At 69.3% G+C, this 14,378-nt stretch carries 13 protein-coding genes; 10 read left to right on the top strand and 3 right to left on the bottom strand.

What is annotated here, in order from left to right:
• Nucleotides 1-305: 305 nt before the first annotated feature.
• From IEY63_RS09580 to IEY63_RS09595, 4 genes are all read left to right on the top strand, one after another.
• The gene (locus tag IEY63_RS09580; RefSeq protein WP_189068804.1) at nt 306-1,031 is read left to right on the top strand and encodes a phosphodiester glycosidase family protein; all 726 of its coding nucleotides are present in this window, start codon (nt 306-308) and stop codon (nt 1,029-1,031) included.
• 52 nt (nt 1,032-1,083) lie between these two features.
• A complete protein-coding gene (locus IEY63_RS09585) occupies nt 1,084-1,866 on the top strand; it encodes an AIM24 family protein (RefSeq protein WP_189068805.1) in 783 nt (260 codons plus the stop codon).
• A gap of 246 nt (nt 1,867-2,112) precedes the next feature.
• Nucleotides 2,113-3,453, top strand: a complete 1,341-nt coding sequence (locus IEY63_RS09590) for an AAA family ATPase (protein ID WP_189068806.1) — start codon at nt 2,113-2,115, stop codon at nt 3,451-3,453.
• A gap of 54 nt (nt 3,454-3,507) precedes the next feature.
• Nucleotides 3,508-4,434: an AEC family transporter gene (locus tag IEY63_RS09595; protein ID WP_229784620.1), complete on the top strand. Its 927-nt coding sequence runs from the start codon at nt 3,508-3,510 to the stop codon at nt 4,432-4,434.
• A 399-nt stretch (nt 4,435-4,833) separates the two neighbouring features.
• Here the strand turns inward: IEY63_RS09595 and IEY63_RS09600 are convergent, their stop codons facing one another.
• The gene (locus IEY63_RS09600) at nt 4,834-5,289 is read right to left on the bottom strand and encodes a hypothetical protein (RefSeq protein ID WP_189068807.1); all 456 of its coding nucleotides are present in this window, start codon (nt 5,287-5,289) and stop codon (nt 4,834-4,836) included.
• Nucleotides 5,290-5,351: 62 nt separating this feature from the next.
• Here IEY63_RS09600 and IEY63_RS09605 point away from each other — a divergent pair, with 62 nt between their 5' ends.
• Entirely contained in the window at nt 5,352-5,840 is a 489-nt protein-coding gene (locus IEY63_RS09605; protein WP_189068808.1) for a hypothetical protein, read from the top strand.
• A 12-nt stretch (nt 5,841-5,852) separates the two neighbouring features.
• Here IEY63_RS09605 and IEY63_RS09610 read toward each other — a convergent pair whose 3' ends face one another.
• The gene (locus tag IEY63_RS09610; protein ID WP_189068809.1) at nt 5,853-6,353 is read right to left on the bottom strand and encodes a PaaI family thioesterase; all 501 of its coding nucleotides are present in this window, start codon (nt 6,351-6,353) and stop codon (nt 5,853-5,855) included.
• Between the two features lie 115 nt (nt 6,354-6,468).
• On the opposite strand from IEY63_RS09610, the gene hemW reads away from it, so the two are divergent.
• Nucleotides 6,469-7,623: a radical SAM family heme chaperone HemW gene (gene hemW, locus IEY63_RS09615; RefSeq protein ID WP_229784621.1), complete on the top strand. Its 1,155-nt coding sequence runs from the start codon at nt 6,469-6,471 to the stop codon at nt 7,621-7,623.
• Between the two features lie 128 nt (nt 7,624-7,751).
• Entirely contained in the window at nt 7,752-9,155 is a 1,404-nt protein-coding gene (gene lpdA / locus IEY63_RS09620; protein ID WP_189068811.1) for a dihydrolipoyl dehydrogenase, read from the top strand.
• Between the two features lie 131 nt (nt 9,156-9,286).
• Here the strand turns inward: lpdA and IEY63_RS09625 are convergent, their stop codons facing one another.
• Nucleotides 9,287-11,923 (bottom strand): ATP-binding protein, encoded by a 2,637-nt coding sequence (locus IEY63_RS09625; RefSeq protein WP_189068812.1) that lies wholly within the window; start codon nt 11,921-11,923, stop codon nt 9,287-9,289.
• 99 nt (nt 11,924-12,022) lie between these two features.
• On the opposite strand from IEY63_RS09625, the gene IEY63_RS09630 reads away from it, so the two are divergent.
• The 3 genes from IEY63_RS09630 to IEY63_RS09640 all read left to right on the top strand — a co-directional run bounded on the left by IEY63_RS09630 (nt 12,023) and on the right by IEY63_RS09640 (nt 14,378).
• Nucleotides 12,023-13,210: a BioF/Kbl family PLP-dependent acyltransferase gene (locus IEY63_RS09630; RefSeq protein WP_189068813.1), complete on the top strand. Its 1,188-nt coding sequence runs from the start codon at nt 12,023-12,025 to the stop codon at nt 13,208-13,210.
• A gap of 98 nt (nt 13,211-13,308) precedes the next feature.
• A complete protein-coding gene (locus IEY63_RS09635) occupies nt 13,309-13,650 on the top strand; it encodes a GNAT family N-acetyltransferase (protein ID WP_229784622.1) in 342 nt (113 codons plus the stop codon).
• A gap of 302 nt (nt 13,651-13,952) precedes the next feature.
• A complete protein-coding gene (locus tag IEY63_RS09640) occupies nt 13,953-14,378 on the top strand; it encodes a hypothetical protein (RefSeq protein ID WP_189068814.1) in 426 nt (141 codons plus the stop codon).

Genomic DNA, 14,378 nt, shown 5'->3' on the forward strand with positions numbered 1-14,378 from the left:
TCGGCTCCAGTGCCAGGGCATCCACCGTGGACCCTTGGTATCTTGACCATCTCTTTCATGGCGTTTCAGTCGCGCTGTTCCCCAGGGGGTTCAGTCGCGCTGGAACGCCGGTATATGCGTTCTCTCGCTCGTTTCACACTCGTTGTCATGCTGCCCGCCTCGCTTGAGGCTCAGAAAAGATACAGGTCCTACCTGAATCTGTCAACTCCCCTTGAGGAAGCTGACCTTGAGAGATCAACACAGCTCAGCGGAACGGCGTGTGGCAGCGCGAAACCTCATCGGGGGCTGGGAGACTGGGAGGCGATATGCCGCGCCTCTCCCCCATCCTGTGCCTGCTCGTGCTGGGCAGTGCCCCTGCCACAGCCCTGACCGTGAACCCTGTCGTCGCCGGGGGCACCCTCTACACGGTGGCGACCATCACGCCGGGCCGCGACGACCTGCGGCTGCACTGGCGCAACCCCACCACCTCTGCCCCATACGCGACCTTCGCGCAGCTGGGGGCCCGGTTGAAGAAGGAGGGGCGCACGCTGCTGTTTGCCACGAACAGCGGCATCTACGCGCCAGGCCTGACACCCCTGGGCCTCCATATAGAGGGTGGGCGGATACTGACGCCACTGAACCTCGCGCGGTCCGGTGGGAACTTCGCGCTGCGGCCCAACGGCGTGTTCTGGATCAAGGGCAGCCGCGCGGGCGTGCTGGAAACCGATGCGTATCGCCGCGCACGCCTGATCCCTACATACGCCACGCAGTCCGGGCCGCTGCTGGTTCAGGGTGGTCAGCTGCACCCGGCCTTCAACAAGGGAGGGACCTCATTCAAGCTGCGCAGCGGCGTGGGCGTCTGCCGGGGCGGGCAGATGCGCTTCGCGGTCAGTGCAGGGCCCGTCAACTTCTACACCTTCGCCACCTTCTTCCGGGACACGCTGGGCTGCCCGGACGCGCTGTACCTGGACGGCAGCATCAGCGCGTACGCCACGCCGGACCGCGACACCCAGCTGGCAGGCTTCGCCGGGATCTGGAGCGTGAGCCGCTGAGCGCCCCACCAGACCCGGGAACCCCGCCGCGCCGCCCCCCGTACTGTGCTGCATGGACTTCACCTGGAAAGGCACGACCGAACGCGACCTGAGCTGCGGGCAGAACCGTCTGGAGGTCATCGAGTACAGCGCCGAGCCCATGGAGGCCGCGCTGAGCGGCTACCACCAGACGCTGAGCCGCCCCGCCCGCTGGCGGCAGCTGGCCGTGCACGTCGCCGGGGACGGCAGTGCCGGGAACGCCGTGCTGGAGACCGGCGCCCTGCAGTACCTGCGCGGCACTCTAGAGATGCAGGCCGTGAACGCCGCCGGGGGCAGCGGCCTGGGCGGCTTCCTGCGCGGGGCCGTTACCGCCGCCGCCAGCGGCGAGGGCCTGTACAAGACTGCCTTCCGGGGCAGCGGCACCCTGTACACCGAACCCACCCGCCTGCACGTGCTGCTGGGCGAACTGCGCGGCGAGAGCCTGATCGTGGACGACGGCGCGTTCGTCGCGTGCGTGGGCGACATCAGCGTGGGTCGCCACGTGAACCACGGCTTCGCGCAGGCGGTCGGCAGCGGCGAGGGCCGCGTGCAGCCCAAGCTGACCGGCAGCGGCCTGTTCGCGTTGCAGAGCCCCGTCCCGCCCGAGGAATTCCAGGTGCTTGAACTGCGGGGCGACACCCTGAAAGTCGACGGGAACCTCGTGGTGGCGTACACCGACGGGCTGGAGTTCAAGGTGGAGAAGAGCGCGCGCGGGCTGCTCGGTAGCGGCAAGACCGGCGAGGGCTTCGTGCAGGCCTACCGCGGCACCGGCCGCGTATGGCTCGCCCCGACCCTCCCCCTGCACGTCTCTCACTGAGTCGGAGCACTGACACGGCTGGGACGGTGAATCCGTTTCAGCCTGTTTCAATTCAGGCCCACAGGCCAGGGTGCAGAGGGACGCCTCCGCCAGACGGCGCAGGCGCTTCTGACCGCGCCCCACTAGGGTAGAGGTGAAGTCGCCCCACGCTCAACGTGACGAGGCGGCCCCTTTTCCGTACTGCGCGGCGCCGTTGATTTCCGCAGCGGCCGCCCGCTGGGCCCCACGACCACCGGAAATCTGACCATGTCCATTCCTGATCCTCTGACCCTCTGGCGGGAGCTGGAGGCCGCCATTCGCCACACCCTGACGAACAACGAACTCGCGCAGGGCGGCCTGCTGATCGCCGCGCTGAGCGCCCTGGCCGTGCAGGCCCGCACCCTCCCGGCTACCGCCCTGAACCACCTGAAGGGCCGCTTCACGATCACGCTGGACGTGCAGGGCGACGACGCCGCGTTCCCGTGGCTGGCCGCGTGGCTCGCCGCGCAGCCCGTCGGACGGCACCTGCGGCACCTGGGCGTCGTGACCCGCTTCAACGAGCAGATGGGCGGGCAGAACCTCACGCTGGGCGTCGACCGCGACGGGGACGACGTAAACGTCCGCCTCGTGCCCCTGAGCGGGCAGGTTCTGCTGCGCTACCGCGGCCACTGGGTGCTCGCACGGCCCGCCCGCACCCAGCGGCAGATTGCCGGGAGCAGCGCCGGGGGGTTCAATCACAGCCTTACCTTCCGGATGCTGGCCAGCGCCCGGCCCATCATCGGGGAGCTGCTGCGCGACGCGTACGACAGCACCGCCGGACGCAGCGACGGCCGCGTCGAGATCCACGTGCCCGAGTACCAGGGCTGGACACTCGCCGAGCGCCGACCCGCCCGCCCCCTGAGCAGCCTCATCTACACCGAGACGCTGCTGGACACGCTGAGCGGCGACCTGAGCGCTTTCTTCCGCGACCGGGACTGGTACGCGCAGATGGGTATCCCCTACCGCCGCGGGTACCTGCTGCACGGCCCGCCCGGCAACGGCAAGAGCAGCCTCGTGGCGGCGCTCGCCGGGCACTTCGGGCTGAACGTCTGCGTGCTGAACCTCGCCACGCCCGACCTGACCGACGACCGCCTGACCGGCCTCCTGAGCAACCTGCCCCGCCGCGCCCTGCTGCTGCTGGAAGACATCGACGCGGTGTTCCTGGGCCGCGAACCGCGCGCGCCCACCGTGAAACTGTCCTTCAACGGCCTGCTGAACGCCCTGGACGGTGTGGCCGCCGGGGAAGGCCGCGTGACCTTCATGACCACCAACGACCTGGGCGGCCTGGACGCCGCCCTGATCCGCCCCGGCCGCGCCGACCGGCACGTGCACCTGGGCAACGCCACGCCCGAACAGGTCGCCGGGATGCTCCGGCGCTTCTGGCCCGACTGGACGGAAGCGCAGGTCCGTGACCTCACGCAGCGCGTGCCCGGCGGCCTGCTGAGCATGGCGCGCGTGCAGGAATACCTCCTCGAACGCCGCGCCGACGAGGCGGGCGTCACCCGCGACTGGGCTGCCCTGACCAGCACCGGCTGCCCCACCCGCCTGCGCCTCCTGCCCGCCAGCTGATCCCCGTCTGCACCTGCCCACCCTTCACCCCGCCACGCGTGACAGCATGGCGGGGTGCTTCAGGCCCTGAGTAACGTCCTGCTGCCCGTCATGCTCGTCGCGGGGCTGGGCGCGGTCGTCTCGGCGCGGTTTCCGATTGATCAGGCGACCATCGCGCGGGTCACGCTGTACTTGCTGTCCCCGGCGCTGGTGCTGAACGTCCTGCTGACCACGCCCGTCCAGGCGCGCGAGGTCGTCAGTCTGGGCGCGGCGTACGCCCTGACCGTCGCGGGCAGCCTGCTGCTGGGCTGGCTGACCGGCCTGCGCGCCCCGCAGGATCAGCGGCGCAGCCTCGCCGCGAGCGTCGGCATCTGGAACAGCGGCAACATGGGCCTTCCCATTGCGCTGTTCGCCTTCGGACAGGCGGGCTTCGCGCACGCCACGCTGCTGTTCCTGATGTCCTTCGTGGGCATGTACGTCATCGCGCCCGTCGTGTACACCGCCCGCGTGCGCCGCCCCGACCAGTCGCACCCCACGCCTGCCGGGATGCTGCTGAACGTGGTGCGTCTGCCCGCTGTGTGGATGGTCGCGCTGGGCATCACCCTCCGCGCGCTGCACCTGCATCTGCCTCAGGGCGTCATGCGTGGCGTGGAGCTGCTGGCGCAGGCGACCCTCCCGATGGTGCTGCTCTCACTGGGTCTGCAACTCGGCTCGGGCGGCTGGCCGCGCCTGGACGCCCGCGTGTGGCTCGCGACCGCCGCGCGGCTGATCGGCGGCCCCCTGCTGGGCCTCGTTGCCGGACTCGCCTGCGGCCAGCGGGGCGAGGTGCTAGCCGTCCTCGTGCTGTCCGCCAGCATGCCCACCGCGGTCAACGCGCTGCTGATCGCCCGCGAGTACGGAGGGGACGCCGAAACAGTCGCCCGCACCGCGTTCCTCAGCACGCTGTTGAGCGTCCCGACCATTGCCCTCGTCGTGACCCTCCTGCCCCGCCTGACGCCCTGACGCCTGTGCATAACCTGCATACCTCTGTCCGAGAATCCCCGTACAACACGCCATGTTCAGGTCCGGTGCGTAGAGGTTGACACGCCCTGCATACCACGCTATTCTTTCCTTATCACCGTCCGCGAAGGGCGGATTTTTTATTTCTCCCCCAACTGATCTCGCAACGAATGCCAAAGATCACCTGATGAGCGCCTGTCTGACCCGCAGTCCACACTGAAGGCACATGCGAAATCCTCTGCATCGGAAGATCCGGCAGGCGAAAGTCGAGTGGCGCGTCAAGTACGGCAGCCGCTGCAACGGAGGCCGAACCGGCCGAATCCGCATCAGGATCCCCAAACCCCACCGGCGCGGCGCCTAGCACAGAGAACGCGCAGCAGAGGTATCAGCCCCTGCCCCAGCTCAGCGGCGCTGAGAGGCGATCAGGGCATCCAGCCGGCCCAGGCGGCCCCGCAGCGCCAAGATGTAAACGGGCGGCGGGACCTCCTCACCCATCGTCCAGGTGCGCAGATCGTGCGTCTCGCCGACAGTCAGCAGCTGATCGAGGACCCGCAGGAGCATGCGGCGGCCCTCGGCATGCTCGGCGAGCAGTTCGGGCAGGGTCATGTCGGCCAGGGGCGCAGTGCGGCGCAGCGGCAGGCCGTCCAGGTGGCCTTCCAGACCGATGCGCATTTCCATCTGCATCTTGCGCTCCATGCCGATCGCGCCGCGCAGGGTCTCCTCGGCACCTGCACTCCAGCCGCCGGTGTCCTGCGGGGTGAGGGGTCGGGCGTGCAGGGCGCGCTGCACGGCGCGCGGGTCGGTGTGGCGGGCTTCCTCGCGCAGAAGGTCCAGCGGATGAGGTTCAGGAGCAGTCACGCCGTCCAGTCTGCCGCACGCGTGACCGGAGGGCCTGCGCCGCCTCGCCTATGCTGGAGGGCATGCAACACACCCGCACCTGGTCTGACGTGTATGGCAGCGCCCGCGCCCTGTTCGAGGGTCGCGCCGGGGGGCACGCGTGGCTGATCGCCGCGCCGCCCGAACTGGCGGGCGAACTCGCGGCGGCCATCGCGGGTGTGGACGGGAAGGGCCACGCCGCGCTGATCGTGTACGAGGGCCTGACGCCGCTGCTGGCCGCCGTGCAAGAGGAACGTCCGCGCGGGGTGATCGTGGTCGCGGACACGGCGCTGGCGGGCGGCCCGGCGGTGAGCGTGCCCGACACGCTGGTCGAGGACGCGGGCGACTTGCCCTACCGCGAGGGCGGCGAGTTCCCCGCCTGGACCGGCGAGGACACCAGCGCGGACGCGCAGGGCGAGTGCCCAGCCGCGTCCGCAGTGGCAGGCCTGGGCGTCCCCGTGACCGTCACCACGCCCGCCGCACTGACTGCCACCATGACCGCCTGGATGGACCGCACCCCGCACGGCCGCTGAAGCACTGGAGGTTTACCGCAGCAGGAGGCAGGTGGTCGTGGCGTGCGCGTACAGCTTCCCGGCGTCGTCCACGATGCGGCCCTCGGCGATGGCGGTCTGGCGGGTGACCTGCACGACCTGCCCGATGGCCTGCACCTCGGGGCCACCCGCGAGCAGGGGGCGGATGCAGTTGAACTTCAGTTCCAGTGTCGTGTAGCCCACTCCTGCGGGCAGCGTGGTGTGGACAGCGCAGCCCACGGCGGAGTCGAGCAGCGTGGCGAACACGCCGCCGTGCACGCTGCCGATGGGGTTGTGGTGAAACTCCTGCGGTTTCAGGCGGAAGACGGCGCGGCCTTCCGTGAAGTCCTCGACCCTCAGGGGTTCCATGCCGAGCGTCATGCCAATGGGGGCGGCGGGCAGTTCGCCGCGGGCGATGGCGTGCAGGTAATCCAGGCCGCTGAGGCGGCGGGCGGCTTCCAGCGCGGGGGTCATGTCGGCCCAGGTGTAGGTGCGCTCTCGGGGCAGGTGGGTCATGCGCGGAGGATACGCGCGGGCGGGAGGGGTTTCTGGACTGCCCCTCCCGCCCTGCCCTGCGGGGCATGGGACGCGGGTCACGGTTCGCTCGGGGGTGGGCGGTACACTGCCGCGCGTGAGCCTGCCTGCCCCCTCCCCCGCGCTGGATCCGGTGGCGCGGCACCTGTACGTGCACGTGCCGTTCTGCCCGACGATCTGCCCGTACTGTGATTTTCACGTCCTGACGCGCCGCGCCGGACTGGTCGAACGGTACCTGGAACAGATAGAGGTCGAGGCGGCAGGGCTGGCCGCGGCCTACACCGTCGAGCTGGACACGGTGTACCTGGGGGGCGGCACGCCCAGCTTCCTGCGGGACGAGGAACTCGCGGCGCTGGTGGGCAGCGTCCGGCGGCACCTGGGCTGGGGCCGCGTGGAGAACACGCTGGAGGTCAATCCGGGGACGGTCAGCGGGGCGCGCGCGGCGCACTGGCGGGCGCTGGGCTTCGACCGGGCCAGCGTGGGCGTGCAGAGTCTCGACGACGCCACCTTGAAATTCCTGGGCCGTCAGCATGACGCGGCGCAGGCGCGCGAGGCCGTGACGACCCTGATCGGCGCGGGCCTCCGCGTGAGCGGTGACCTGATCACGGCTGTGCCGGGGCAGCCGCTCCTGAGTGACATCCAGGGGCTGGTGGACCTGGGCGTGGGGCACGTCAGTGCGTACACGCTGACCATCGAGCCCGGCACCGAGTTCGCCCGGCGCGGCGTGACCGTGCAGGAGGACGACGAGCGGCGCGGCTTCGAGGACACCGAGGCGGCCCTGACCGCGCTGGGCTTCACCCGGTACGAGGTGAGCAACTACGCGCGGCCCGGGCAGGAATCCCGGCACAACCTCGCGTACTGGCAGGGCCGCACGTACCTGGGCCTGGGGCCGGGCGCGGCGGGGCACTACCCGGCGGAAGGTGGAGCGCAGGGACCAGGGGACGTGTTGACGGTCCGCCGGACGAATCCGCACCTGCACGAGTGGCTGACGGGGGCAGCGGGCGAGGCGGAGGCGATCGATGCGGCAGAGTTCGTGACGGACGCGCTGTTCATGGGCCTGCGCCTGCGCGCGGGGGTGGATCTGGCGGACCTGTCACGCCGCAGCGGCCTGGATGTGGCTGAGGTGTACGCCGCGCCCATCGCGCAGAACGTCGCGCGCGGCCTCCTGACCCTGGACGGCGACCGGCTGCGCGCCACGCCGGACGGCTGGTGGGTCCTGAATCGCGTGATAACAGACTTCCTGGAGGTGTGAGTCTTTTCTCCATCACCTGTCACCTCTCCCCCATCAACTTTTTTGACCAGTGGGAGTTGTGAATCACGCCTGTCCAGCTATGGCGGCAGGTCAGTGACGGCTCACGGGGGGCGCGTTAGACTGCCAGCATGACGAAATCCTATGACTACGACGTGCTCGTGATCGGCGCGGGACCCGGCGGGTATCACGCGGCGATCCGCGCGGCGCAGCTGGGCCTGAAGGTCGCGTGCGCCGAGCGGGAGAAGGTGGGCGGCGTCTGCCTGAACGTGGGCTGCATTCCCACCAAGGCGCTGCTGCACGCCGGTGAGCAGATCGCCGCGGCGCGGCACGCGGCGGACTTCGGCCTGACCTTCGGCGAGCAGCGGATGGACATTGCCAAACTGAACGGCTGGAAAGACGGCATCGTGAAGAAACTGACGGGCGGCGTGGGCGCGCTGTTCAAGGCGAACAAGGTCACGCACCTGACCGGGCAGGCCAGCTTCGTGGACGACCACACCGTCAAGGTCGGCGAGCAGACGGTCACGGCGGCCAGCATCATCATCGCGACGGGCAGCGAGCCTGCCAAACTGCCGGGCCTGGACGTGGATCAGGAGAGCATCGTGGACTCCACGGGCGCGCTGGTCATGCCGGACCCGGTGCCCGCGCGCATGCTGTGCATCGGCGGCGGCGTGATCGGCTTCGAGTTCGCGCACGTGTACAACAACATGGGCAGCAAGGTCAAAGTCATCGAGTTCATGCCGAACGTGGTGCCCGGCGCGGACGCCGACGCCGTCAAGGAATTCACGAAGGCCATGAAGAAGCAGGGCATCGAGATCGCCGTGCAGACCAAGGCCAACAAGGCCGAGAAGAAAGCCGACGGCGTTCACGTGGAACTCGAGGACGTGAAGACCGGCGCCAAGACAGTGGAGGTCTTCGACCGCGTGCTGGTGGCAGTGGGCCGCCGCCCCCGCACCGACGGCCTGAACGCCCAGGCGGCGGGCGTCACGGTCACGGACCGGGGCTTCATCCCGGCGGACAAGCAGCAGCGCACGAACGTCCCGCACATCTACTCCATCGGGGACGTCGCCAGTAACCCCATGCTAGCCCACAAGGCCATGAAGGAAGGCCTCGTGGCCGCCGAGGTGATTGCTGGGAAACCCGCCGAGCAGGACGCCGTCGCCATTCCCGGCGTGGTGTACACCAGTCCCGAACTGGCCTGGGTGGGCCTGACCGAGCAAGAAGCCAAAGACAAGGGCTACAACGTCAAGACCGGCGTGTTCCCCCTGTCCGCGTCGGGCCGCGCCATGACCCTCCAGCAGACGGACGGCTTCGTGAAAATGGTCGTCGAGAAGGACACGGACCTACTGCTGGGCGTGCACATCGTCGGCCCGCACGCCAGTGACCTGCTCGGCGAAGCCGGACTGGCGCTGGAGATGGCCGCCACCGCCAGCGACATCGCCCTGACCATCCACGCGCACCCCACCCTGGGCGAGAGCGTACTGGAAGCCGCCGAGGCGGTGCACAAGCAGGCGATTCACATCATGAACCGGTAAAAGCGCCGCCAGCGGACCGCGCTGGCCGCCCCGGTTGTGTGCTGCGCCGATCTCCGCACCCCGTGCAACGAGTCACCCCCTGGGATTCCAGGGGGTGACTCATGACCGCCGGCGGCGCGGCTGGCCTGAGGTCAACGGCCCTGAGGTTCGGCGGGGGCGTCCGTGTGCGCGGCGGGCAGCGTGAACCAGAAGGTGGTGCCCTGGCCGGGCGTGGAGTGCACGCCCATGCGGCCTCCGTGCCCCTCCACGATGCGGCGGGCGACGGATAGGCCAATGCCGGTGCCGGGGTACTCGTCGCGGCCGTGCAGCCGCTGGAAGATCGTGAAGATCCGGTCGTGGTACTCGGGGGGGATGCCGATGCCGTTGTCCTGCACGGTGAACTGCACCTCCTGCCCCTCGTGCCGCGCGCTGACGTGCACGTGTGGGGGCGTGCCGGGGCGGTGGAATTTCAGGGCGTTCCCGATGAGGTTCTGCAGCAGGCGGCGCAGCTGGGTGCTGGATACCATGACCGTGGGCAGCGGGTCGGCGCTGAGGGTCGCGCCGGTCTGCGTGATGGGCGCGGCCAGGTCGGCACGCAGCTGATCGAGCACGCGGTTGGGATCGGTGGGTTGAGGGGGTTCGCGCTGCGAGGTGACGCGCGCGAAACTCAGGAGGTCCTGGATCAGCTGCTGCATGCGGGCCGTGCCGCTGGAGATGTGATTCACGTACTGCCGCACGCGCGGGTCCTGCTGCGTGTCAAAGCGCCGGGTGAGCAGCTCGGCGAAGCTCGTGATGGTCCGCAGGGGTTCTTGCAGGTCGTGACTGGCGACGTACGCGAACTGTTCAAGTTCGGCGTTGCTGCGTTCGAGGTCCTGCGTGCGGCGCTGCAGCGTCTGGGCGTGCTCGGCGCGTTCCAGCGCGAGTTGCAGGCTGGACAGGACCGTGTCGAGCAGGCGGCGATTCACGCGGGACCAGGGCACCGGGTCGTGGCGGCCGATGACCAGCACGCCCCGCACACGCCCGCCGCTCTGCACGGGAAAGGACGCCGTGGCCTGGATGTCCGTGATGTCCTGGCGGGCGGCGGCGACGGTGGCGGGGTCGAACTGATCCTGGTAGTGGGGGGCGCGGGTGGTGTAGGGCCGGTCCACGTTGAGGGTCTGCCCGCGGGGCAGGCCGCGCTGGAGGACGGGCAGGAGCCTGGGGTTGCGGAAGTGGCCGCGGTGGCTGAGCAGGCGCCAGTGGTCGCCCTGCGGCTCGTAGTAGGTGATGACGGCGTGCGGCAGGAGGTTCACGATGATCTCCTGCGCGCGGCCCACCAGGCTGACCGGGTCGGGTTCCAGCGTGAGATCGCGGGAGAGTTCCGCGAAGGCTTCCAGCGCGCGGGTGCGGACCTCGAGTTCGGTGGCGTGCTCGCGCAGGGTGCGGGCCTGCTCGGCGCGTTCGATGGCCAGCCCGAGGCTCTGGGCGACGCTTTCCAGAACAGCCTTGTCGGCGCGTCGCCAGGGGCGGGCGTGGTTGAGTCCGAAGCCGAAGATGCCGCGCGGGTGGCCGTTCACGGCCACGGGCAGGGTCGCGGTCGTCTGGAGCTGCGCGGTGACTTCCTCCAGGCCGTCGGCGGCGTGATTGTACTGCTCCTGGTAGTAGGGGCGGCGGCTCTGCCAGGGAATGAGGAGGTTGGACGTGCCCTCGAAGGAGATGCCGGCGTCCAGCGTGGCCTGCAGGTCCGGGTTGCCCAGGTCGCCCACCTGGGATTTCAGGCGCCACAGGTCCCCTTCGGGTTCGTAGTACACGGCGAAACCGCTGGGCAGGAGCTGCTGCGCGAACTGCTGCGCGCGGCGGATCAGGGCGTACAGGTCGACTTCCTCCGTTAGGTCCCGCGTGAACGCCGCGAAGCCCTCCAGGACGGCCGTGCGGGCTTCCAGTTCGGTGTTCTGCGCGTGCAGCTGAGCGGCCAACTGGGCCAGGTCACTCTCGTTGCGGTTGAGGCGCGCCTCGGTTTCCGCGGCGCGGGCCTGACGTTCAAGTTCCAGGGCGCGGCGTTCCCGCAGGTCGCGGACGTAGCCGATGACCAGTTCGTCGGTCTCGTCGTGGTAGCGCAGGAGCTGCACCTCGACCGGGATGGGCTGGCCCTGGCGGTCCAGCATGGTTTTCTCGTACCAGCCGCTGGTGCCGTGCGTGAAGGCCCGCGCGAAGGCCGCCTCGTCGCTGGCGCGTTCCGTGTCGGGTGTCAGGTCCACCCAGTTGATGCGGCCGCCCTCGAAGTCCGCGCGGGTGTACCCGAGCAGGTGCAGGTACGCGTCGTTCACCTCGATCAGCTGGCCGTCCAGCGTGCCCACGGCACTCCCGACGGGGCTGAGGTCCGCGAAGGTCTGGGCGCGCGCCAGGCTGCTGCGGGTGGCCGCCAGGGCGAGGCGCAGTTCGGCGTGACTCAGGGCCAGGGTCGCCACGCGGGTCAGTGCGTGCAGCTCACCCTGTTCCTGGGCGGTGGGGGTGGGGCCGCTCAGGAGCAGGGCGGTGGTGCCGTTCACGGTCAGCAGCAGACCGCCGGGCGTGACGACCGGGCCCGGGCTGACGGGCGAGGCGCCGGGCAGCCCGTCCAGCGCGGGATGGGGGGCGTTGCCCGCGGCCACCGCCCAGCCGGGGCCGCTGCGGTGCAGCCGGGTCCAGTCCACCTGAAGCAGCAGCGCCACGGGCCTGAACAGGTGGCTGTCCAGGTCGGCGGGGGCAGCGATGGCCGTGGCCGCGCCGGTCAGGGCGGGCAGGTGGTCACGCAGGCGGGAGGCAAGCACCCAGGCACCATAGTGTACGGATGAATGGTTGAGCTTGTGACGCTGGGGGTGTCTGGCGTGGCGGGTCGGCGGGCCGGGGGGCTGGTCTAGACTGCCCGCATGGCCACGTCCCTGTCTGACCGTCTGACTGCCGAGCTGTCCGGCCTGCGTGAGAGCGGGCTGCTGATTCACCCGCGCGTGCTGGACAGCGCCAACCGCGCCCGCACGCGCGTGGATGGCCGCGAGGTGGTGAACCTCGCCAGCAACAACTACCTGGGCTTCGCGGATCATCCGGCCCTGAAGGCCCGCGCCGCCGAGTACCTGGAGAGGTGGGGCGTGGGGGCCGGGGCCGTGCGCACCATCGCGGGCACGCTGCGCATTCACGAGGACCTGGAAGAGCAGATCGCGCGGTTCAAGCACACGGGCAGCGCCCTGGTGCTGCACAGCGGCTTCACCACGAACCAGGGCGTGCTGGGCGCGCTGCTGCGCGAGGGCGATCTGGTCGTCAGTGACGAACTGAACCACGCCAGCATCATCGACGGGCTGCGCCTCACAAAGGCCACGAAGAAGGTCTTCAAACACGCGGACCCGGACGACCTGGAGCGGATCCTGCGGGAGAACGACACGGACGGCCTGAAGCTGGTCGTCACGGACGGCGTGTTCAGCATGGACGGCGACGTGGCCCCCCTGGACCGGCTGGTGGCGGTCGCCCGGACGTACGGCGCCGTGACGTACGTGGATGACGCGCACGGCAGCGGCGTGATGGGCGAGGCCGGGCGCGGCACGGTGCATCACTTCGGGTTCGAGTACGCCGACGACGTGATCCAGGTGGGCACGCTCAGCAAGGCGTGGGGCGGCGTGGGCGGGTACGCCGCCGGGCACGGCGACCTGCGGCAGCTGCTCATCAACCGCGCCCGCCCGTACCTGTTCAGCACCGCGCAGGCGCCCGCCACGGTGGGTGCGCTGGCCGCCGCCATAGACGAGGTGCAGCGCGACCCGACCCTGATGGAGCGCCTGTGGGCGAACACGCGCTACTTCAAGGCGGAATTGCAGGGCCTGGGCTTTGACATCTTCGGCAGCACCACGCCCATCACGCCCGTCATCTTCGGCGAGGCGCCCGCCGCGTTCGAGGCGAGCCGCCTGCTGTTCGACCGGGGCGTGTTCGCCGTGGGCCTGGGCTTCCCCACCGTGCCCAAAGGACTGGCCCGGATCCGCAACATCGTGACCGCCGAGCACACCCGCGAGGACCTGGATCACGCGCTCCAGGCGTACGCCGAGGTAGGCCGCACGCTGGGCATCATCTCCTGACCTTTTACCGCGTTCGCGAGTGGCCGGACCTGCCCGCGCTGGGCAGGCTCCGGTCCCTGACGTGGGGTGACCTGGACGACGGGTCACGCTGGCAGGCCGTGCTGAGCCGCAGCCTCACCTGGATCACCGCGCAGGCCGGGGAGCAACTGGTGGGCTTCGTGAATGTCGCCTGGGACGGCGGCGCTCACGCGTTCCTGCTGGACACCACGGTTCACCCGGATTGGCAGCGGCGTGGGATTGGCACGCGGCTGGTGCAGGAGGCGGTTCGCGCCGCGCGGCAGCAGGCGGGCGTCGAGTGGCTGCACGTGGACTTCGAACCTCAGCTGGCCACTTTCTATAGAGGCTGCGGATTCACATCAACCCGGGCGGGCCTGATCCATCTTCAGCCTGCTCTCAATACGACTGTGCCGTTCTCAGGTGTGGACCGGACAGGGCAATGAGCCTGACGTGCCCTTTCCCGCACCCCCAGAGGCCAGAATGCAATCATTTCTGAAACCGCTCAGTCTCCAAAGCTGCGCCGCTGCGTCATGTTTGTGACGCGCAGCGCAGTCTTGCTGAGAGGCGCGCCCGAGCCGCCCGAAGCGCAGCATTCAGGCCGCAATTCAATTCCCGCATCGGTCAAGCAATCAAAGGGCCTGCTCTCCCCTGTTTCTCAATGGTTCAGAAACGAACCTCAATAAATCATCCTCTTTACTTCACTTCAGCCTGTCCCTCATACTCTCAGGTCAGGAGGATTCCACTTATGGCTTACAAGAAACTCAGTGAACAGGTGTTGGAACTCAGCAACCCACAGCGCAGCGATACCTTCGTGAAACTGTTCCAGGAAGCGGTACGGTCCGGCAAGATTGACGGCGCCTACCTGCCTGAACGGTTCACGATGCCCAAGCAGTTCACGCGCCGCGGCAGCGAGGACACCTACCAGCGCGACACGCGCGAGATGCTCTTCGATCACACCCCGGACTTCGAGACGTGGTTCGAGGAGACGAACCGTGAGCTGGCCGCCGCGCGCCGCGGCGGGAACATCAAACCCACCCTGGAAGCAGTGGAGTCGGGCCTGGTGGACTTCCAGAGCATGGTGGAAGAAACCCGCCGCAAGATGCAGGCCAGTTTCGAGAAGGGCCAGGCGCTCGGCAAGGGCCGCGCGAAGACCGCCAAGAAGAAGAAGTAA

The sequence above is a fragment of the Deinococcus radiotolerans genome, assembly GCF_014647435.1.
GTDB lineage: Bacteria > Deinococcota > Deinococci > Deinococcales > Deinococcaceae > Deinococcus > Deinococcus radiotolerans.

What these genes read in the sequence shown, in the direction of transcription:
- IEY63_RS09580 (WP_189068804.1), top strand. Translation starts at nt 306, where the DNA reads ATGCCGCGCCTCTCCCCCATCCTGTGCCTGCTCGTGCTGGGCAGTGCC.
- IEY63_RS09585 (WP_189068805.1), top strand. Translation starts at nt 1,084, where the DNA reads ATGGACTTCACCTGGAAAGGCACGACCGAACGCGACCTGAGCTGCGGG.
- IEY63_RS09590 (WP_189068806.1), top strand. Translation starts at nt 2,113, where the DNA reads ATGTCCATTCCTGATCCTCTGACCCTCTGGCGGGAGCTGGAGGCCGCC.
- IEY63_RS09605 (WP_189068808.1), top strand. Translation starts at nt 5,352, where the DNA reads ATGCAACACACCCGCACCTGGTCTGACGTGTATGGCAGCGCCCGCGCC.
- IEY63_RS09610 (WP_189068809.1), bottom strand. Translation starts at nt 6,353, where the DNA reads ATGACCCACCTGCCCCGAGAGCGCACCTACACCTGGGCCGACATGACC.
- lpdA (WP_189068811.1), top strand. Translation starts at nt 7,752, where the DNA reads ATGACGAAATCCTATGACTACGACGTGCTCGTGATCGGCGCGGGACCC.
- IEY63_RS09630 (WP_189068813.1), top strand. Translation starts at nt 12,023, where the DNA reads ATGGCCACGTCCCTGTCTGACCGTCTGACTGCCGAGCTGTCCGGCCTG.
- IEY63_RS09640 (WP_189068814.1), top strand. Translation starts at nt 13,953, where the DNA reads ATGGCTTACAAGAAACTCAGTGAACAGGTGTTGGAACTCAGCAACCCA.